Raw genomic sequence first — 19,013 nt, forward strand, 5'->3', positions numbered from 1 at the left:
GAGCTGTAAGCCGTAAAAACGTAAGAGCCGGAAAGACTACTTAGCGTGCTCCTCGAGGTAGCTGATAGCCTGCCCTACGGTAGCAATGTTTTCTGCTTGGTCGTCGGGGATGGACACGTTAAACTCTTTTTCAAATTCCATGATCAGCTCAACGGTATCGAGCGAGTCAGCGCCCAGGTCGTTGGTGAAGCTAGCCTCTGGGGTTACTTCCGAAGCTTCTACTCCTAGCTTATCGATGATAATGGCTTTTACTTTTTCTGCGATTTCAGACATTTCCGTGGGGGTTTGAGGAAAACTAGGCACAAATAACACCATCTTCGCTAACATTGTCAAACAAACCCGGTCTAATCTTACAGGTACAACATTATGGCCGGGCTGGTTCCGCGGCGTGCGGCGCGTGTTCTGTTTTGCTTGTTAGTTCTTGATAATCAGCCCATGAAAACCCTTACACTCGACTTTGAATACGACTGCGACTTCGAGTTATTTGGCTTGGTTTCCGCTACCCGGGAGCACAAGCTAGCCTGGCTGCTCAACTCGGATTTGCGCCTGCACCTGGTAAAACAGCAGGATATCATCTATGATTTGCTCAGCCGCGGCCGGCTGGTGATCAGCAACTATCTGCACACTACGCATACCTGCACGCTGCGCCTGCTGCGCAACCGCTCGGTGGCGCCCTCTACCCTCAAAAAGCCCTACCTCGCCCCCGACGTGCGCCAGTACGATTACCTGTTGCAGATCAGCAACGGCACGGGCACCTTGGCGCCCGAGCAGGTACTGACTCGCCTCACGGCGCTTGCTGACGTACAGCATGTGTGTCAACTAGATCCAAATCAGCTGGAATTCAAGGAGAATCTGTTCTTCTAATCCGCCCTTCCCCCCGCCCCGTGGGGCAGAAGCGCTGGGTTCCCCTACCTTTGTCATCCTACATCCCGCACTCAACCTCATTTTTTCGTACTACCAGACATACCATTCTTTTCTCTTGCATGGAACCACGTCCTCATTTTAATAAGACCAAGATTGTGGCCACTGTTGGCCCGGCTTCCGACACGTATGAGCGCCTAGGCGCCCTTATCCGCGAGGGGGTCAACGTATTCCGCCTCAATTTCTCGCACGGGGAGCACGAAACCCATCTGAACGTGATTAACACGGTGCGTCGTCTCAATAAAGACCTGCGTACTCATGTTGGGTTGTTGCAGGATTTGCAAGGGCCCAAGATTCGCTTGGGTGAAGTGGAAGGCGGCAGCGTGGAAATCAAGGCTGGCGACAAGATTAAGATGATATGCGGCGAGAAGGAAATCACCACGGCCGAACGCCTGAGCACTATCTATCTGGGCCTGGCCCGCGACGTAAAGCCCGGCGACATGATCCTGATTGACGACGGCAAGATTGAGCTGCGCGTGCTAGCTACCGACCGCGAAAAGGAAGTGGACGTGGAGGTTATCTATGGTGGCACGGTGAAGCCCCGCAAAGGCATCAACCTGCCCGACTCCGACGTGTCGGCCCCGTCGATGACGGAAAAGGACATTGCCGACCTGAAATTCGGCCTGGAAAATGACGTAGATTGGGTGGCCCTGTCCTTCGCGCGCCGTGCCGAAGACATCCGCTTTATCAAGTCATTGATTGCTGAGGCTGGCAAGCAAACCCGCGTAGTAGCGAAGATTGAAACGCCCGAGGGTCTGCGCAACATCGACGAAATCATTGCCCTCACGGATGCCGTGATGGTAGCCCGCGGCGACCTAGGTGTAGAAATTGCTGGCGGCGAAGTGCCCTTGGCGCAGAAAATGATTATTCAGAAGTGCAACAAGGCTGGTAAGCCCGTGATTGTAGCTACCCAAATGATGGAGAGCATGATTACGGCCCCCCGCCCTACCCGCGCTGAAACCAACGACGTGGCCAACGCTGTGCTCGATGGCACCGATGCCGTAATGCTTTCCGCCGAAACCGCTGTAGGCGCCTACCCCATTGAGGTTATCCGGCAAATGGGGGCCATCATTCGGAGCGTGGAAAGCAAGTCGGACACCATCTTCAACCACTGGGTGCCCATCGACTCGTCTTCCCCCGGCTTTATGATTGACAGCATTTTGTCGGCAGCGGGTCACTTGGCCAAGAATACGGGTGCCAAAGCCATTACTGGTATGACGCACCGTGGATATACGGCTTTCCAACTGTCGAAATACCGCCCCAAAGCCGACATTTTTATTTTCACAGACAACCGCGACCTACTCACGGTACTGAGCCTGGTATGGGGTGTGCGTGCGTTCTACTACGACCGCATGAACAGCACCGATAGCACCATTACGGACCTGAAAAACATCCTGACCACCACTGGCCACTTGCAGAAAGGCGACGTGTTCATCAACACTGCTTCTATGCCAATTACCGAAAAGGGTAAGACCAATATGGTGAAGGTGAGCGTGGCCTAGTCATCACCACGGATTCGCTCAGACTTTCGGAGCACACGAATTCTGTGAATGATTACAAACAAGAACAGCTGTCCAATTTGGACAGCTGTTCTTGTTTTAGACAATAGACGAAGGAGGAATAAATTGTCCACAAAATCCGTATAGCCCTCAACATTCGAGCGAATCCGTGGCGATGACAAAAAGGCCCTGCGTTTGCACACAGGGCCTTTTCTATGAAGAAAGAGCAGGAACGCTGAGAAAAGTCGCCTTAGGCGGCCAGCGAGCTTACGAACTTAGCCAGGCTCGACTTGTTGTTGGCGGCTTTGTTCTTGTGAATGATATTCTTTTTAGCCAGCCGGTCCAGCATCGACGATACTTTCTTCAGTTGCTCCTGCGCGTCGGCTTGCACCGTAGTAGCGCGGAGTTTTTTGATAGCGGTACGAGTCGATTTGGCCTGGTAACGGTTCAATACGCGCTTAGCTTCGTTGGAACGGATGCGCTTGAGGGCCGATTTGTGGTTTGCCATGGGGTTGAAATAGGTACGTTCTGCTCTGTTTCAGTTCAGTTGGGGTGGCAAAGGTACGGCTTTCGTTGAAATTAACAAACGGTAGGCAGCAGATTCACGATAGTATCGCGCATTCTGATGCGGATTAAACATTCTTGACGCACACAGGTAGTATGCATGACGAACTGTTTCTCATCATATTACATTGTAAACATCTCGTCGGCCTTTGCGCTTGCTTACCATCTTTTCTGTAGCTGCTGCCATGCCCGTTATTGCTGAATCTCGTTATCAGCCGCCATTCTACCTATTCAATGGCCACTTGCAAACCATTGTACCTAGCTTGCTACGATCGGTGCCGGAGGTACGCTACCAGCGTGAGCGGGTAGAAACGGAAGACAGCGACTTCTTGGACCTCGACTGGTCGCGGCCGACTGGCAATACCCGCGATACGCTAGGTATTGTGTCGCATGGGCTGGAGGGCGACGCCTCACGGCCCTATGTGCGCGGCATGGTGCGGGCGCTCAACAACGCGGGTTTCGACGCGCTGGCCTGGAACTACCGTAGCTGTAGCGGCGAGATGAACCGCCTGCTCCGCTCCTACCACCTCGGCGACACTGACGACCTAGACTTTGTGATTCAGTACGCACTAAGCACTGGCCGCTACCAGCGTATATTCCTGACGGGGTTTTCAGCTGGCGGCAACGTGACGCTGAAATACCTGGGCGAAAACCCTGAGCGTGTGCCGCCGCGAGTGGCACGGGCAGCTGTCTTTTCAGTTCCTACCGATTTAAAAGCTAGCTCCTATCAAATTGCCCGGCCCGAAAACCGCGTGTATATGGCGCGCTTCATGAAATCGTTGCGAGCCAAGATGCGGCAGAAAGCAGAGCTGCTACCCGGTCAGGTTGACCTAGAAGGTATTGATCTGCTGCGCGACTTTCCAGAGTTTGACGCGCGTTTCACAGCGCCCATGCACGGCTTCAACTCAGCTGATGAGTACTACGAAACGGCTAGTTCCGGCCGCTACCTCAGCCGCATCCGCATCCCTACCCTGCTGGTAAACGCCCAAAACGACCCTTTTCTGGCTCCTACCTGCTACCCCCGCGACGTGGCGGCGCGCAGCCCGTACGTGTTTCTCGAAACGCCGCCCGCCGGCGGCCACGTAGGCTTCGCGGAGGGTACTCCTGATGGAACTTACTACTCAGAACGCCGCGCTGTGGAGTTTCTGACAGCGGAGGTGCCGGGGTAGGACAAGTAGTATTTTTGTGAAGTAGTGAGTGAAAAAACGCGTGTCATCCTGAGCAGAGCGAAGGACCTTCTCACGTAGAAACGAGTCGTTGTTATGATGGTCGTTCTGCCGTGAGAAGGTCCTTCGCTCCGTTCAGGATGACACGCGTTTTTTACTTTTCTACTACGCCTTCTGATTCGGCACAAACACCACCTTTTTCGTCTCAAAGAATTCTTCGGCAAAAAAGTTGCTCAAGTCTGTTATATGCGCCTTCAGTCCGGACTCGGCAATTTCTTCGGTTAGGTCGCCGCCTTTGAGGTAGTAGAGGCCACTGTTAGCAGCAGCGTGGGGTTTGTAGCGGTGCGCAATCCAGGTGTGGAAGGTAGCAAGGCGAGCTACGGCGCGGCTCACCACGTAGTCATATTTGGTGTGCAGCTGCTCGGCACGGATTTGTTCGGCTGTCACATTGGTGAGGTGAAGCGCTTCGGCCATGCCTTCCACTGCCCTGATCTTCTTGCCGATGCTGTCCACTAAGTGAAACTTCACCTCCGGAAATAGGATAGCCAGTGGCAAGCCAGGCAGGCCGCCCCCCGTACCAACATCCAGCACCGACGAGCCGGCCGGAAACTCTATCACCTTGGCAATACCTAAAGAGTGCAGGAAATGGCGCTCGGCCAAGTTCTCCACGTCGGTGCGGGCGATGAGGTTCACGCGCTCATTCCAGCTGCGAAACTCGGTTTCGAGCTGGCGGAACTGGTTGCGCTGGTGGTCGGTGAGGGTAGGAAAGTAACGGAAGAGGATGTCCATGATGCGGGCAAAGATAGGGGGCAGCGCTTCTTATTCGGCACGCTTCCGCCCTACCCTTTTGTCATCCTGAGCGGAGCGAAGGACCTTCTCACGCCTGAACAGCCGGCGTCACAACGACTCGTTCTGCGGGCATAAGGTCCTTCGCTGTGCTCAGGATGACAGATAATTTTTCAACGCAAAAGAAAAAGCCCCGACCAAGGCCGAGGCTTTCAACTTCAATGATTAACACACTAGATAATGTGCTTTTTGTTCTTTACCATGTCATAGAGCAGCTCGCGGGCGCGGTGCAATTGAGCTTTTACGGTGCCAAGAGGGGCTTTTAGCTCTTGCGCAATTTCCTCGTAACTCAGCTCGTCGAAGTAGCGCAGCGTGACGAGGCGCTGGTACTTATCGGGCAGCCGTGATACCACGTGCTGCATGATTTCGATTTTCTGGTTTTTAATGGCGTTTTCGGCCGGGTTCAGGTTGCCGTCGCGGAAATCAATGGTGATTTCGTCGCCGTTGTCAATCTTGATGGCCGAGTCAATCGACATCGTTTTGATTTTATTCTTGCGAATAAAGTCAATGCAGTTGTTGGTGGCGATGCGGAACAACCACGTGCTGAACGCATACTCGGGGTTGAACTTGTGCAGGTTGCGGAAGGCCTTAGCAAATGCCTCAATCGTAAGGTCTTCGGCGTCGTCAGCGTTGCGCACCATCTTCAATACCACGTGATACACGGGCTTTTTGTAGATCTGCATCAGCTCGGCGTATGCCTTCTCATCGCCTTGCTCTACGGCAGCACGAATCAGCTTGAAATCGTGCTTGGCTTTGGCGGAGAACTGTTTTTGTATTTCCTGATTGTTTACTTCCATCGGAGCGTGCGGTGAAGGAATAGCGAGATTCCTAGGGCTAGATAGTAGAAAGAATAGATGGCGTCGAGCAGGGGCAGCAGCGCCGGAGGTAGGCGGTCGTCAAGGCGGCGGCCCAACTGGTGGTAAGTCAGCAGCATGGCACCGGTCCGTAACGACCATAAGACAGCCAAAGGTATCCAATCGGGGCGGGAAAATAACAGTCCAAATGCAGTGAAATAAAAAAGCAGATTAGTACCAATAAATTTTCCTACCCGCCATCTATCGGCGAAACGGTAGCGCTTACCAGCCGACAAATGCCGGCGTTTTTGCCGCCACCAGGTACCCCATTGTGCAGCTGGCTCGCTGAGCGTGTGGGCACTGGGCTCGGCCACTACGGCTACCCGGGCACCCTGGGCCACGGCATCCTGCACCAGCAGGTCGTCGTCGCCACTCAGGCTACGGATGTGGGAGGCAAACCCTTTGGTGGAGCGGAAGGTTTGCAGCGTATAGGCCAGATTACGGCCTACTCCCATGTAGGGCTTACCACGCCAGGCAAACGACAAATACTGCGCTCCGGTGACTAAGGTTTCAAAACGGATGAGCTTATTGAGCAGGCCAGGCGCGGGCGCATAGGCTGAGTAGCCTAATACCATATCGGCAGGTTGGGCAAAGCCGCGCTGCATCAGCCTGAGCCACTGATTGGTAGCCGGGATGCAGTCGGCATCGGTGAACAGCAGGCGCGGATAGCGGGCTGTTTTGATGCCTAGCGTCAGCGCATATTTTTTTGGCGACAATCCATCGGGCGTGCGGCGCACCTCTACCAGTCGCACGTGGGGGTAGTACTGCGTGAGCTGCTGCACATAGAGGTAGGTGTCGTCGCTGGAACGGTCGTCGACGAGGACGACTTCGAAGCCGGCGGGGTAGTCCTGCTGGAGCAGCAGCGGCATCAGTTGGCGCAGATGTTCCAACTCGTTGCGTGCGCAGATGAGGATGGAAACGGGCTCCTCGTCGGGGCCGGGCTCCTCGGCCGTGGGCTCGGGTGGCCGGTTGGCAAAGGGTAGGAAATAGTAGGCGAAGTAGAACAGCTGCACCAGCACACACGCCAGCAGCAGCCATACCAGCGGGGAAAACGGAAGTGGCAACACAGCAAACAGGATAAGCAGGCAAAAGTAGGCATTAGTTACCTTTGCAGTTGGATGGGTTGCCGGTTACTTGTAAAGAACTGGCAACGCACAACACACAACGCAGAATGACCTTCGATTTAGTTGCCCAGGACCCACAGTCCAAAGCCCGCGCCGGCGTAGTACACACCGCCCACGGCGCCATTCAAACCCCTATTTTCATGCCCGTGGGCACGGCTGGTACCGTGAAAGCCGTGCAGCAGCGCGACCTAAAGGACGACATCAAAGCCCAGATTATCCTCGGCAATACCTATCACCTGTACCTACGCCCTGGCCTGGATGTGCTGCGTCAGGCGGGGGGCCTGCACAAGTTCAACGGCTGGGACCGGCCCATCCTCACCGACTCGGGTGGATACCAAGTTTACTCGCTGAGCGGTACGCGCAAGATTAAGGAAGAAGGTGTGAAGTTTCGCTCCCACATCGATGGCTCGCAGCACCTGTTTTCGCCCGAGGGCGTGATGGATATTCAGCGTACCATTGGGGCCGATATCATGATGGCCTTCGACGAGTGTACGCCTTGGCCCTGCGAGTACGACTACGCCGCCCGCTCCCTCGATATGACACACCGTTGGCTGAAGCGCTGCATTGCGCGCTTCGACAGTACCGAGGGTCATTATGGCTACGATCAAACGCTATTCCCGATTGTGCAGGGTAGCACGTTCAAGGATTTGCGCATCAAATCGGCCGAGTTTGTGGCCGAGCAGCAGCGCGAAGGCAACGCCATTGGCGGCCTGAGCGTGGGCGAGCCTGCCGACATGATGTATGAAATGACCGAGCTGGTCTGCGACATCCTACCCCAAGATAAGCCGCGCTATCTGATGGGGGTAGGCACCCCAGCCAATATCTTGGAGAATATAGCGTTGGGCGTAGATATGTTTGACTGCGTGATGCCGACCCGTAATGCCCGCAACGGCATGCTGTTCACTACGCAGGGTATCCTCAACATCACCAATAAGAAATGGGCTACCGACTTTGAGCCGATTGACCGTGAACTAGGCGGCTACGTGAGTACGTTTTACTCGCGCAGCTACGTGCGTCACCTATTTCAGAGTCAGGAAATGCTCGGCCCGCAAATTGCCTCTATCCACAACCTCAGCTTCTACCTGTGGCTGGTCGGCCAGGCGAGGGAGCAAATCCTGGCCGGCACCTTCCGCGAGTGGAAGGACAAGATGGTGAAGCAGGTGATGACGCGGCTGTAATACAAGATGAGCATATCTTTTTTGATTAAGCGACTAGTGCATAGTGCTCTGTGGCTACTATTGATGGTCGTTCCTATTCTCTATTGTGTATTATTTATTATATCTGATCTAAGTGCCGCTTTCGATTGGTTTGTACCGGACACACAAGATATAGTAATCGATGGGCAGCCATTAGAAATTGATACTACCCAATCTAGTGAAGAAGCAGTATCGTGGCAGCAATATTTAGCAATTACACTTACAGTACTCGTTCGTCTTTGCCCACTATGGGTTGCTTTTCTATTGTGTGTAATCGTACTGCTCCTATTACGATTTACTATATCACATTCAACAAAGAAGCAATCATTTGTATTTGAATTCCTACTAAGGAAACACATAGCCAGTCAATTACTCATAGTACTTACACTAGCTTATCTACTTGGCAGTATTATTCACTTTATCGGCCAACCTGTATTCCAAGCACTTGATTTTACAAGTGTAAAAATTCCTTTTCCACCTGATTATTGGTGGCCTTACTATGGGTGGCCGGTACAGGACACAATAGCGCAAGGATGGACTATCTACCCTCCATTAGCCATAATTCCAATGTTTCCGTCTGCTCAAGCAGCTTGTGTAAAACTCGGAACATTATTGGCTATCCTAGCTTTCCGACACACTATGTTACGTCGCTACATCACGATGCAACAGCTTCATACGTTGCATCAATAAATAATAAATACTGCTTTGAGACTCCTCGATAAATACATCATCCAGAAATTCCTCACGGCGTTCGTGTTCACGGTGCTTTTGCTGGTGAGCGTGATTTGCGTGGTGGATTTCACGGAGAAAAACGACAAGTTCATTCAGCATAATCTGCCGGCCAAGAAGATTATTCTGGATTACTACGTCAACCTGTTTCCCTACTTCGCCAATCTGTTGTCACCCATCACGGTATTTATTGCCGTGGTGTTTGTGACGGCGCGGCTGGCCGAGCGCACTGAAATTGTGGCGATGCTGGCCAGCGGCATGAGCTTCAACCGGCTGCTGCTACCCTACCTGGTGGGCGGGGCCATTATTGGCGGGGCCACGTTTGGGCTTATTGGCTGGGTGATTCCGATAGCCAACAAAACCCGCGTCAACTTCGAGCGGCTGTACGTGAAGCGTCCGTATCACTTCGATGGGCGCAACGTGCACATGAAGCTGGGCGAGCGGAGCTATGCCTACATGGAGAGCTACGATAACACCGCCAACATTGGCTACCACTTCGCCCTCGAAACCATCGACGGCACCAAGCTGCGCCGCCGTCTTACGGCCGACGCCATCAGTTGGGACTCCACCAAGCACGCCTGGCACCTCTCGCCGCAACTGGTGCGCATCATCGATGGGCAGCAGGAGCGCCTGCTCACCATTCCTGCCCGCGATACCACGCTCAATCTCTACCCCAAGGACTTCGCCAGCAAGTACCGCCTAGCCGAAACCATGACGCTGCCTGAGCTGAACAACTTTATTCAGCAGAAGCTAGAACGCGGCGCCGACGACACCCAGCAGTATCTCAGCGAGAAATACGAGCGGTACTCCTACCCCTTCGCCATCGTCATTCTCACGGCTATCGGCGTGATTCTTAGCTCGCGCAAGTCGCGGGCCGGGGTAGGCGGGCAGATTGCACTAGGCTTCGTGCTGGCCTTCTTGTTCATCATTTTCGTGATTCTGGGCCGCAACTTGGCCAGTGTAGGCGACATGCATCCGCTTCTGGCTGCCTGGATGCCCAGTATTGTTTTCTCCGGCATCGGCATCGGCCTCTACCGTTTCGTACCGCGCTAAGTGGTGAAATTGTGAAAGGTGAAGTTGTGGAATTGCTGTTTGGTCACGCTGCATAGCAGGGCCCAAGCTTTACTCACCTACAAACTTCCTTTCACAACTTCACCTTTCACAACTTCACCTTATGTTAAAAGACTACTTGCGGCTGCATTTTATTGTGTTGCTCTGGGGCTTCACGGCCATTTTGGGCAAACTGATTTCATTGCCGCCGGTGGAGTTGGTATTCTGGCGCACGCTGTTGGCCAGCGTGGGCTTACTTGGACTGTTGCTGATGCGGCGGCAGTCGTGGCAGGTAGGCCTGGCCGATGCGGCGCGGCTGTTGGGGGTAGGCGCGCTGGTGGCAGCGCACTGGATTACGTTTTTCCTGGCGGCGCGGCTGTCGTCGGTGAGCGTGTGCCTAGCCGGTATGGCTACCCTGGCCTTGTGGACTTCGCTGTTGGAGCCGCTGGTACTTTGGCGGCCGGTGCGTTTCTACGAGGTAGGGCTAGGCTTGCTCACGATGGTAGGGCTCTACATTGTATCGCAGGCCGAGCTGAACCAGTTGCTGGGGCTGAGTGTGGCCATTGTGTCGGCGGGGCTGTCGGCACTGTTCAGCGTGCTCAATTCCAAGTTCGTGAAGCGGCATACGCCTACCCGACTCACGTTCTACGAAATGACTGGCGCCTGCCTAAGCATCATGCTGTTCCTACCCTTCTATGGTCGTTACTTCACCAACGGCACGGGGCTGCAACTGGCCCTCCACGGCAACGATTGGTGGCTGCTGCTGGTGCTGGCGGGCGTGTGCACCGTGTACGCCTTCTCGGCCTCAGTGGAGCTGATGAAGCGCATTTCAGCCTTCGTTGTCAACCTTACCATCAACCTGGAGCCGGTGTATGGCATTCTGCTAGCCGTTTATTTCTTTCAGGAAAAGATGTCGCCGGGCTTCTACGTGGGCACGGCCATTATCCTGTTCAGCGTCCTGATTCATCCAGTGTTGGACCAGTGGAACAAGCGCCGCCAGCGCCAACCCGCCGCGGCGGAGGTGCTGGTGTAGAGGTGCGTGTAAGACGCCTCTACAGCCGGCCGCGCCACACGGTATACTCCGCTGGCCACACCAGCGCAGGTCCTTCTTCCCTACCCTCAAACAACCCATATACCGCGGAGCCCGAGCCCGAGAGACTAGCGTAGGTAGCGCCTGCCCCGTACAGCTGCTGCTTGATGTCGGCCAACACTGGGTATACCGGCGTGAGGGCATCTTCAAAATCATTACTGACGGTATGGCGCCAAGTGCTCATGGGTTGCGCGAGTGCTCCGCGCAGGTCGTGACGAGGGGTAGCAGGTACGACGCGGGCGTAGGCTTCGGCCGTACTGATGTGCAGATTGGGGTAGACCACCACGCAAGGCGTGCCAGTCAGGTTTAACTCAATCGGCTGAAATACGTCGCCTTTTTCGTGGGCAAACACAGGCTTGTTTTCGACGAAAAAGGCACAGTCGGAGCCCAGGCGCCGGGCGTAGCCGATGAGAGTTTCGGTGGAGAGCTGAAGGTTGAACAGGTTGTTCAACGCCCGCAGCGCAAACGCCGCGTCGGCTGAGCCGCCACCCAGTCCGGCCCCAATAGGCACCACTTTGTGCAGGTGTAGTTGCGTGGGCGGCAAATTGAAATCGGCGCGCAGCAGCTCGTAGGCCCGTAGGCACAGGTTGGTGGCTGGGTCGCCAGGAATGGGTAGGCCGGTAAGTGTGAGCGTGGTTTCCGAAGCCGGTAGGGCTTCCAGGGCGTCGGTCCAGGGCAGAGGCAAAAATACCGATTCGAGGTTGCGGAAGCCGTCGGGTCGCTGGCTGGTGATGTACAGACCAAGGTTGAGCTTGGCATTGGGGAAAACAAGCATGTAAGGACATCTTGTAGGCGTCCGGTGCCGGGGCGCCCATTAGTAACACATTGGCCACACCAACCGCGCAGCCTGCGGCGAAGCTACGGCTTCTCCGACACAGAAACCGTATTTTTGCTGGGCTTATGCTTTCCCGCCCTACCCCTGTTACCTGGTATGCCCGCCGTGGCAAGCGCCTGCTCGACGTGGCGCTGGCCGCGCCGTTGGTGGTGCTCACGGCCCCACTGCTACTGGGCGCGGCGGTGTTGCTGGCCGTGCAAAACCGGGGGCGGGTACTTTTTCGGCAGCAGCGCCCTGGCCTCGACGGGAAACTGTTTACGCTCTATAAGCTGCAAACCATGACGGAGGCCCGCGACGCCCACGGCCACCTCCTTCCCGATGCCGACCGCCTACCCCGCCTGGGCCGCTGGGTGCGCGCCACCTCCCTCGACGAGCTGCCGCAGCTCTGGAATGTGCTGCGCGGCGACCTGAGCCTAGTAGGGCCGCGCCCCTTGCTGGTGCAGTACCTGGCACTGTACTCGCCTGAGCAGGCCAGGCGCCACCACGTGCGGCCGGGCATCACGGGGTGGGCGCAGGTAAATGGCCGCAATGCTATTAGCTGGGAAGAAAAATTCCGGTATGATGTGTGGTACGTAGACCACCTGAGTCTGCGGCTGGACCTACGGATTCTGCTGCGCACGGTGAGCCGGGTGCTGGGCGCGCAAGGCATCACGGCCGCCGGCCAAGCTACTACCACCGCCTTTACGGGCTCTCCTACCCACCCGCTACCCCATGAGTGATTCTACTACGCCGTTTCCGTCACAATTGCACCCTTTGGTTATTTTCGGTGCGGGCGGACTGGGCCGCGAGGTGCTCGTACTAGTGCGTCAGCTTAATGAAGTGCAACCAACGTGGGATTTGCGCGGCTTCTACGACGACCAGCCACCCACCACCCCTACCTTGCACGACCTGCCCTACCTCGGCACCGCCGCCGACCTCAACGCTACTTCTGAGCCTTTGTCGGTAGCGGTGGCGGTGGGTAGCAGCCGCAGCCGTGCTGCCATTGTAGCCCGCCTTGCCTCGCCGCTACTGTCATTTCCTACTCTCGTTCACCCTAGTGTAGCCTGCCAGCCCTACCAACGCCTGCGCTTCGAAGCGGGCTGCATCATCACGCAAGGCTGCATTCTAACAACGGATATTCAACTGGGCCACCATGTGCTTCTCAATCTGGGCTGCACCATTGGCCACGATGCCGTGCTGGAAGACTTCTGCTCCCTGATGCCACACGCCAACGTGGGTGGCGAAGCGCACCTGGGCAAGGGAGTATACCTGGGCACCAACGCCACAGTACTCAACCAGGTGAGCGTAGGTGCCGGCACTACCCTAGGCGCGGGCGCCGTGGCCGTGCGCGACCTGCCGGCCCACTGTACGGCGGTGGGCGTGCCGGCTGCCGTCATCAAACAACATAAGGCTGTATAGCCAGCAACAACACAGTCTTTTGGCTGTTCCTGTTTACCTTACCCGCCTTGCTATTACTTTCCGCTTTTCATGCGCAGCCAGGATTACGACCGAATTTATCTTTCGCCCCCGCACCTGGGCCGCCACGAGCTGAACTACTTGCATAAGGCTGTTGAAGACAATTGGGTGGCGCCAGCTGGCCCCAATCTGAAAGGATTTGAGCAGGATATTTGCCAGTATACCGGCGCCGCGCACGCAGTGGCGCTTACCTCGGGCACAGCCGCTATTCACCTGGGGCTACGGCTGCTGGGCGTTGGGCCGGGCGATGAGGTGCTGTGCCCGTCGTTCACTTTTGTGGCTACGGCCAACCCCATCCTCTACCTGGGCGCTACACCGGTGTTTGTGGATAGCGAGCCAACTACTTGGAACCTCGGCCCTACCCTACTGCGCACGGCTATTGAAGATCGGCTGCGGCTGGGTCGCAAACCCAAAGCGCTTATCCTGGTGCACCTCTATGGTATGCCGGCCCAGCTCACAGAGCTATTGGCTATAGCCGCTGAGTACGATATTCCGGTGCTGGAAGACGCCGCCGAAGCCCTCGGCTCGCGCTACCAGGGTAGGCTACTGGGCACGTTCGGCGACGTAGGTGTTTTCTCCTTCAATGGCAATAAGATTCTGACGACCAGCGGAGGCGGGGTGCTCATAACCAACAACGCCGACTATGCGCAGCGGGCGCTGCATTTGGCTACCCAAGCCAAAGACCCGGCGGCACATTACCAGCATTCTGAGGTTGGTTACAATTATCGCCTCAGCAATCTGCTAGCCGGTATTGGGCGGGGGCAGATGGAGCTGATTGAGGACCGCGTGAAGAAGCGCCGCGAGATTTTTTCCTGGTATCAGGAGAAATTGCGCGACATACCAGGCTTACGCTTCGCGCCCACCGAGCCAGCGGGCAGCCGCAGCAACCGCTGGCTCAGCACTGTGCTGCTTGATCCGGCGGCTACTCCCATCACGCCCGAGCAGCTGCGCCAGCACCTCGAAACGCGTAACATCGAGAGCCGTCCTCTTTGGAAACCGCTGCATCTGCAACCCCTTTTTGCCGAAGCACCCATGTACGGCGGGGCAGTTTGCGCTAATCTGTTTGCCCGCGGCTTGTGCCTACCCTCTGGCTCGTCTCTTACCGATGAGGATCTGATTCGCGTGGCAGAAGCGGTGTGCGAGGTTTTATCGACTGCGTCATAGCTCTGCCGGTACTAGGTAAAATAGTCGACATTCGCCGAGCGAATTGCCTAATTTTGCAGCTTCTGTCGATTTTACCTTTATTCTGCATGGCTGACGAAGCCCCCATCCCCCAGGCCTCCCCTGTACCGGCGCCACCTATAGCGCCCCCCGTGGCCCCTACCCTTACTCCCCAGGCCAAGCTACGCAACTTAGCCCTGGTAATCTTAGGTATCCTCTCGGCGGGGATGGGCCTCAAAGGCTTCCTGTTATCCAGTCATCTAATTGACGGAGGGGTAACCGGTATTTCTATGCTTCTTTCAGATGAGCGGGTTACAGGCCTCCCATTGGCCGGCTTACTACCGCTAATCAACTTGCCTTTCCTGATTTTAGGGTATCGGCAAATAGGACTGCAATTCGCCATAAAAAGCGCCTTTGCCATTGCTGGTTTGGCGCTGTGTTTAGCGATTGTACCGTTTCCAGACATCACGCACGATGTCATCCTTACCTCCGTATTTGGCGGCGTGTTCATCGGTGCGGGTATTGGGTTGGCCATGCGCGGCGGCGCCGTCCTCGATGGTACCGAAATAGCAGCCCTGCTCATCAGTAAGTATACGCCTATTCTCAAGGTCAGCGACGTTATCCTGATTCTGAACGTGTTTATCTTCGGCGTGGCAGCCTTTGTCCTGAGTGTCGATGTGGCTTTGTACTCTATCCTGACCTACGTGGCAGCCTCCAAATCGCTGGACTTCTTGCTGAACGGTATTGAACAGTATACGGGCGTGACCATCATTTCCACTGAATTCAGCGAGCAGATTCGCCAGGCCATTACGGAGAAGCTAGGCCGGGGCGTTACCATGTACCAAGGCAAGCGAGGCTTTGGCAAGCGCGGTGCCCAAAATGTTGATATGGACATTGTTTTCACTGTTGTTACTCGTTTGGAGCTGCCTCAGCTCCGCGCCGAAGTACGCAGCATTGACCCGAAAGCCTTTGTTATTCAGTACCGCATTGATGATACGGAAGGCGGTATGGTGAAAAAGAGACCTTTGCATTAATACCTAGATCATCAACGAAAAGCCCCCGCAACGACACTGTTGCGGGGGCTTTTCATTGTCAGACGGAGCGACGTACTTATCCATTGTACAGAATACCGCCTGAACACAGTACATAAAGTTCAATAGACAGTTTATAACGTATAAAACTCTAGTTGTGTAGTACAAAACCCTACCCTTCTGCTAGCGCTTGTTGCAAATCGGCCAGCAACTCAGCCACCGGCTCTATTCCCACGGACAAACGTACCAACCCGGTAGTAATGCCTAACTCCGTGCGTTGCGTCGGCGTAAGGGCCCGATGCGAGGTGCCAGCTGGGTAAGAAAGCGACGAATCGACTCCAGCCAACGATGGTGCAAAAGGGAAGCGTTGGCTACGCTGCATCACTCGGTTCACCACGTCGGCCTCATCGGCCAACAAAAACGACAGCATACCACCAAATAATCCGTGACCCTGCACCGCGGCCAGTTGGTGCTGCGGGTGGGTAGGCAAGCCAGGATAATACACAGCGCGCACACCTGGCTGCTGCACCAGCATGTCGGCAATCTGCGCGGCGTTGCGCGAGTGCGCTTCTACACGCAAGCGCAACGTCTTCAATCCGCGCACGGCCAACCAGCTTTCCATAGGGCTCAACGTGAGGCCAAATGTCACTCCAAGTTGCTTGAGGCGGGCCGCATCTTCTGCGGTGCGTGCTACCACAGCGCCGGCCGTCACGTCGGAATGCCCGGCCAAGTACTTCGTGACGCTATGCACGGCCAGATCGGCGCCGAGGGCCAATACCTGCGTAAGCACGGGGGTAGCAAATGTATTATCAACCACCAGCTTCAGGCCGTGCGCGTGACAAGCATTGGCTGCGGCCTGCACGTCTACCACGCGCAGCAATGGGTTGCTGATGGTCTCGCAGAGCAGCAGCTTGGTACGCGGTTGCAGGTAGGGCTGCAAGTCGCCCGTCAAGTCGGCAAACGGCACATACGTGGTACTGATGCCCAGACGGCTTAACTCTTGGTTCAGCAACGACGACGAGCCCCCGTAGATATCTTGCGCGCACAGCACATGGTCGCCGGCCTCACAATAGCACATTATGGCCGCAAAGATGGCAGCCATGCCCGAGCCAGTGGCAATGGCCCCCGCGCCGGCTTCCAGCTTGTTCACGGCCTCGGCCAGCTCATCAGAGTTGGGGTTTCCGTTGCGCGAGTACATATACCGGCTGCCCGGCTCCCCGAAATACAGTTCCAACTCATTCAGATCATCAAACTTAAAAACAGATGTCTGGTAGATCGGGGTGATTTTGGGATGAATTTCCATGAGGTAGGGCAAAGCGTGATTGGCGGTACAAGCTACAGCTTACGACACAAAAAAAGGTCTTTCTCCGCGGAGAAAGACCTTTTCAGAAAAATTAGAAGTGTAAAAGCTACGCCTTAATTGACTCGGCCAGCACAATTACGTTGTTGCGCAGCACTTCCACCACACCGCCGTCGATGTTGAACGACTCGCGGCCACTAGTGCCGTTAACGGTCACAGCGCCAGATTTCAGTGCTGAAATCAGCGGAGCGTGGTTGTTCAGCACCTCAAACAGCCCGTCGATGCCTGGGAATTGCGCCGAGGTTACTTCGCCTTCAAACACCTTCCGGTCCGGCGTGATGATTTCTAAATGCATTGTTTTAATGTACTAATGAGTTGATGTGCTAATGCGCCAATGCCTGATTGAAATCAGCACATCGGCACATTGTGAAATCAGCACATTATTTCGCTTCAGCAATCAGTCGCTCGCCTTTGGCTACAGCATCTTCGATATTTCCTACCAGGTTGAAAGCAGCTTCCGGCAGGTGGTCGTACTTGCCGTCAATGATTTCGTTGAAGCCTTTGATGGTGTCTTTGATGTCAACCAACACACCTTTTAGGCCAGTAAACTGCTCGGCTACGAAGAAGGGCTGCGACAGGAAGCGCTGCACGCGACGAGCGCGCGTTACTACTTGCTTGTCTTCCTCCGACAACTCGTCCATACCCAAGATGGCGATGATGTCTTGCAGTTCCTTGTAGCGCTGGAGCAGCTCTTTCACGCGCTGAGCGGTGTTGTAGTGCTCGTCGCCGAGGATGGTAGCGTCCAGAATGCGCGAGGTAGAGTCCAGAGGGTCTACAGCAGGGTAGATGCCCAGCTCGGCAATCTTACGCGACAGTACCGTAGTAGCGTCCAAGTGAGCGAACGTGTTGGCCGGAGCCGGGTCCGTCAAGTCATCGGCAGGTACGTATACAGCCTGTACCGAGGTGATGGAGCCACGCTTAGTAGAGGTGATACGTTCCTGCATGGCACCCATTTCGGTAGCCAGGGTAGGCTGGTAACCTACGGCGGAAGGCATACGACCCAACAGAGCCGATACTTCCGAACCCGCCTGCGTGAAGCGGAAGATGTTGTCGATGAAGAACAGGATGTCGCGGCCGGCACCGGTACCGTCGCCGTCACGGAAGCTCTCAGCAATGGTCAGACCCGACAGGGCCACGCGGGCACGGGCTCCGGGAGGCTCGTTCATCTGGCCAAACACGAGGGTAGCCTGCGACTTTTCCATCTCGGCCATATCTACCTTAGAGAGGTCCCAACCGCCTTCTTCCATCGAGTGCTTGAACTCCTCGCCGTAACGAATGATGTTGGCCTCAATGAATTCACGCAGCAAGTCATTGCCTTCGCGGGTACGCTCACCCACGCCAGCAAATACCGATAGACCCGAGTAGGCTTTCGCCACGTTGTTGATCAGTTCTTGAATCAGTACGGTTTTGCCTACCCCAGCGCCTCCGAACAACCCAATCTTACCGCCTTTTACATAAGGAGCAAGCAGGTCGATTACTTTGATACCGGTGAAGAATACTTCCGACGATGTGGCGAGGTCTTCGAACTGGGGCGCGTGACGGTGAATGGGCAAGCCGCCGGTGCTCTGCGGCTGCGGAATGCCGTCGATAGCCTGACCAATTACATTGAACAGACGGCCCTTCACGCCGTCGCCGGTGGGCATGGAGATAGGAGCGCCCAGGTCGCGCACTTGCGCGCCGCGGGTCAGGCCCTCCGTCGAGTCCATGGCAATGGTACGTACCCGGTCTTCCCCCAAGTGCTGCTGGCATTCCAGCACCACAACCTGGCCGTTGTCCTTCGTTACTTCGAGGGCATCCAAGATATTAGGCAGCTTAGCGCCTTCACCCGCGAAGCTCACGTCCACAACGGGACCAATGACCTGGGTGATTTTACCGATATTCGCCATGCGATTCTAGTATATGTAGGGGTGTTGCAACATTTTCAGGCCGCAAAACTACGGCGAAATCGTTGCTTTGCCAAGTATAGCTCCGTAGAAAGACTGAGAATTTTTCAGCTTTTTAGCGGAAACGTCACACTCTGAAAATCAGGAACTCAACACCCATTACTAATAGAAAAAGGGCATTTGAAACGAGTTGACTGAAAAAAATATTTGCTCGAAAGTTTGCCTTGAATTCTAACAGTAGTACATTTG

General features: G+C 55.4%; 20 protein-coding genes. 11 read left to right on the top strand and 9 right to left on the bottom strand.

Features of this window, described 5'->3' with window-relative positions:
* Positions 1 to 36: 36 nt before the first annotated feature.
* Positions 37 to 273, bottom strand: coding sequence for an acyl carrier protein (locus MUN82_RS13730; RefSeq protein ID WP_073109216.1), 237 nt, complete (start codon positions 271 to 273; stop codon positions 37 to 39).
* A 162-nt stretch (positions 274 to 435) separates the two neighbouring features.
* Between MUN82_RS13730 and MUN82_RS13735 the strand changes: the two genes are divergently transcribed.
* Together MUN82_RS13735 and pyk are read left to right on the top strand one after the other, a co-directional pair.
* Positions 436 to 864 carry an IPExxxVDY family protein gene (locus tag MUN82_RS13735; RefSeq protein ID WP_245091294.1) on the top strand — a complete coding sequence of 143 codons (429 nt, stop codon included), beginning with the start codon at positions 436 to 438 and terminating at the stop codon, positions 862 to 864.
* A gap of 119 nt (positions 865 to 983) precedes the next feature.
* Complete coding sequence (gene pyk / locus MUN82_RS13740) at positions 984 to 2,423, top strand: pyruvate kinase (RefSeq protein WP_245091296.1); 1,440 nt, start codon at positions 984 to 986, stop codon at positions 2,421 to 2,423.
* A gap of 247 nt (positions 2,424 to 2,670) precedes the next feature.
* Here the strand turns inward: pyk and rpsT are convergent, their stop codons facing one another.
* Positions 2,671 to 2,928 carry a 30S ribosomal protein S20 gene (rpsT, locus tag MUN82_RS13745; protein WP_245091298.1) on the bottom strand — a complete coding sequence of 86 codons (258 nt, stop codon included), beginning with the start codon at positions 2,926 to 2,928 and terminating at the stop codon, positions 2,671 to 2,673.
* Positions 2,929 to 3,169: 241 nt separating this feature from the next.
* Here rpsT and MUN82_RS13750 point away from each other — a divergent pair, with 241 nt between their 5' ends.
* A complete protein-coding gene (locus tag MUN82_RS13750; RefSeq protein ID WP_245091300.1) occupies positions 3,170 to 4,153 on the top strand; it encodes a YheT family hydrolase in 984 nt (327 codons plus the stop codon).
* Between the two features lie 162 nt (positions 4,154 to 4,315).
* Here the strand turns inward: MUN82_RS13750 and rsmG are convergent, their stop codons facing one another.
* From rsmG to MUN82_RS13765, 3 genes are all read right to left on the bottom strand, one after another.
* Positions 4,316 to 4,939 carry a 16S rRNA (guanine(527)-N(7))-methyltransferase RsmG gene (gene rsmG, locus MUN82_RS13755; RefSeq protein ID WP_245091302.1) on the bottom strand — a complete coding sequence of 208 codons (624 nt, stop codon included), beginning with the start codon at positions 4,937 to 4,939 and terminating at the stop codon, positions 4,316 to 4,318.
* A 230-nt stretch (positions 4,940 to 5,169) separates the two neighbouring features.
* The gene (locus MUN82_RS13760) at positions 5,170 to 5,793 is read right to left on the bottom strand and encodes an RNA polymerase sigma factor (RefSeq protein WP_185282661.1); all 624 of its coding nucleotides are present in this window, start codon (positions 5,791 to 5,793) and stop codon (positions 5,170 to 5,172) included.
* The gene (locus MUN82_RS13765; RefSeq protein ID WP_245091304.1) at positions 5,784 to 6,917 is read right to left on the bottom strand and encodes a glycosyltransferase; all 1,134 of its coding nucleotides are present in this window, start codon (positions 6,915 to 6,917) and stop codon (positions 5,784 to 5,786) included. The genes MUN82_RS13760 and MUN82_RS13765 overlap by 10 nt, the downstream gene beginning before the upstream one ends.
* 104 nt (positions 6,918 to 7,021) lie before the next feature.
* On the opposite strand from MUN82_RS13765, the gene tgt reads away from it, so the two are divergent.
* The 4 genes from tgt to MUN82_RS13785 all read left to right on the top strand — a co-directional run bounded on the left by tgt (position 7,022) and on the right by MUN82_RS13785 (position 10,982).
* On the top strand, positions 7,022 to 8,152 hold the full coding sequence (gene tgt / locus MUN82_RS13770) for a tRNA guanosine(34) transglycosylase Tgt (RefSeq protein WP_245091306.1): 1,131 nt from the start codon (positions 7,022 to 7,024) through the stop codon (positions 8,150 to 8,152).
* Between the two features lie 63 nt (positions 8,153 to 8,215).
* Positions 8,216 to 8,860 (top strand): hypothetical protein, encoded by a 645-nt coding sequence (locus MUN82_RS13775; RefSeq protein ID WP_245091308.1) that lies wholly within the window; start codon positions 8,216 to 8,218, stop codon positions 8,858 to 8,860.
* A gap of 15 nt (positions 8,861 to 8,875) precedes the next feature.
* The gene (locus MUN82_RS13780) at positions 8,876 to 9,952 is read left to right on the top strand and encodes an LptF/LptG family permease (protein ID WP_245091310.1); all 1,077 of its coding nucleotides are present in this window, start codon (positions 8,876 to 8,878) and stop codon (positions 9,950 to 9,952) included.
* 121 nt (positions 9,953 to 10,073) lie between these two features.
* The gene (locus MUN82_RS13785) at positions 10,074 to 10,982 is read left to right on the top strand and encodes a DMT family transporter (RefSeq protein ID WP_245091312.1); all 909 of its coding nucleotides are present in this window, start codon (positions 10,074 to 10,076) and stop codon (positions 10,980 to 10,982) included.
* A gap of 19 nt (positions 10,983 to 11,001) precedes the next feature.
* On the opposite strand, the gene ispE is transcribed toward MUN82_RS13785, so the two are convergent.
* Positions 11,002 to 11,814, bottom strand: coding sequence for a 4-(cytidine 5'-diphospho)-2-C-methyl-D-erythritol kinase (gene ispE / locus MUN82_RS13790; protein WP_245091315.1), 813 nt, complete (start codon positions 11,812 to 11,814; stop codon positions 11,002 to 11,004).
* A gap of 125 nt (positions 11,815 to 11,939) precedes the next feature.
* On the opposite strand from ispE, the gene MUN82_RS13795 reads away from it, so the two are divergent.
* The 4 genes from MUN82_RS13795 (at position 11,940) to MUN82_RS13810 (ending at position 15,524) form a co-directional block, all read left to right on the top strand.
* On the top strand, positions 11,940 to 12,593 hold the full coding sequence (locus MUN82_RS13795) for a sugar transferase (protein WP_245091317.1): 654 nt from the start codon (positions 11,940 to 11,942) through the stop codon (positions 12,591 to 12,593).
* Positions 12,586 to 13,272 (top strand): acetyltransferase, encoded by a 687-nt coding sequence (locus MUN82_RS13800; protein ID WP_245091319.1) that lies wholly within the window; start codon positions 12,586 to 12,588, stop codon positions 13,270 to 13,272. The genes MUN82_RS13795 and MUN82_RS13800 overlap by 8 nt, the downstream gene beginning before the upstream one ends.
* A 69-nt stretch (positions 13,273 to 13,341) precedes the next feature.
* Entirely contained in the window at positions 13,342 to 14,493 is a 1,152-nt protein-coding gene (locus MUN82_RS13805; RefSeq protein ID WP_245091321.1) for a DegT/DnrJ/EryC1/StrS family aminotransferase, read from the top strand.
* A gap of 86 nt (positions 14,494 to 14,579) precedes the next feature.
* A complete protein-coding gene (locus tag MUN82_RS13810) occupies positions 14,580 to 15,524 on the top strand; it encodes a YitT family protein (RefSeq protein WP_245091323.1) in 945 nt (314 codons plus the stop codon).
* A gap of 169 nt (positions 15,525 to 15,693) precedes the next feature.
* On the opposite strand, the gene MUN82_RS13815 is transcribed toward MUN82_RS13810, so the two are convergent.
* The 3 genes from MUN82_RS13815 to atpD all read right to left on the bottom strand — a co-directional run bounded on the left by MUN82_RS13815 (position 15,694) and on the right by atpD (position 18,767).
* On the bottom strand, positions 15,694 to 16,824 hold the full coding sequence (locus MUN82_RS13815; protein WP_245091324.1) for a trans-sulfuration enzyme family protein: 1,131 nt from the start codon (positions 16,822 to 16,824) through the stop codon (positions 15,694 to 15,696).
* 106 nt (positions 16,825 to 16,930) lie between these two features.
* Positions 16,931 to 17,176 carry an ATP synthase F1 subunit epsilon gene (atpC, locus tag MUN82_RS13820; protein WP_245091325.1) on the bottom strand — a complete coding sequence of 82 codons (246 nt, stop codon included), beginning with the start codon at positions 17,174 to 17,176 and terminating at the stop codon, positions 16,931 to 16,933.
* Positions 17,177 to 17,261: 85 nt separating this feature from the next.
* A complete protein-coding gene (atpD, locus tag MUN82_RS13825; RefSeq protein ID WP_245091326.1) occupies positions 17,262 to 18,767 on the bottom strand; it encodes a F0F1 ATP synthase subunit beta in 1,506 nt (501 codons plus the stop codon).
* Positions 18,768 to 19,013: the final 246 nt, after the last annotated feature.

The sequence above is a fragment of the Hymenobacter aerilatus genome (assembly GCF_022921095.1).
GTDB classification, from domain to species: Bacteria; Bacteroidota; Bacteroidia; order Cytophagales; family Hymenobacteraceae; genus Hymenobacter; species Hymenobacter aerilatus.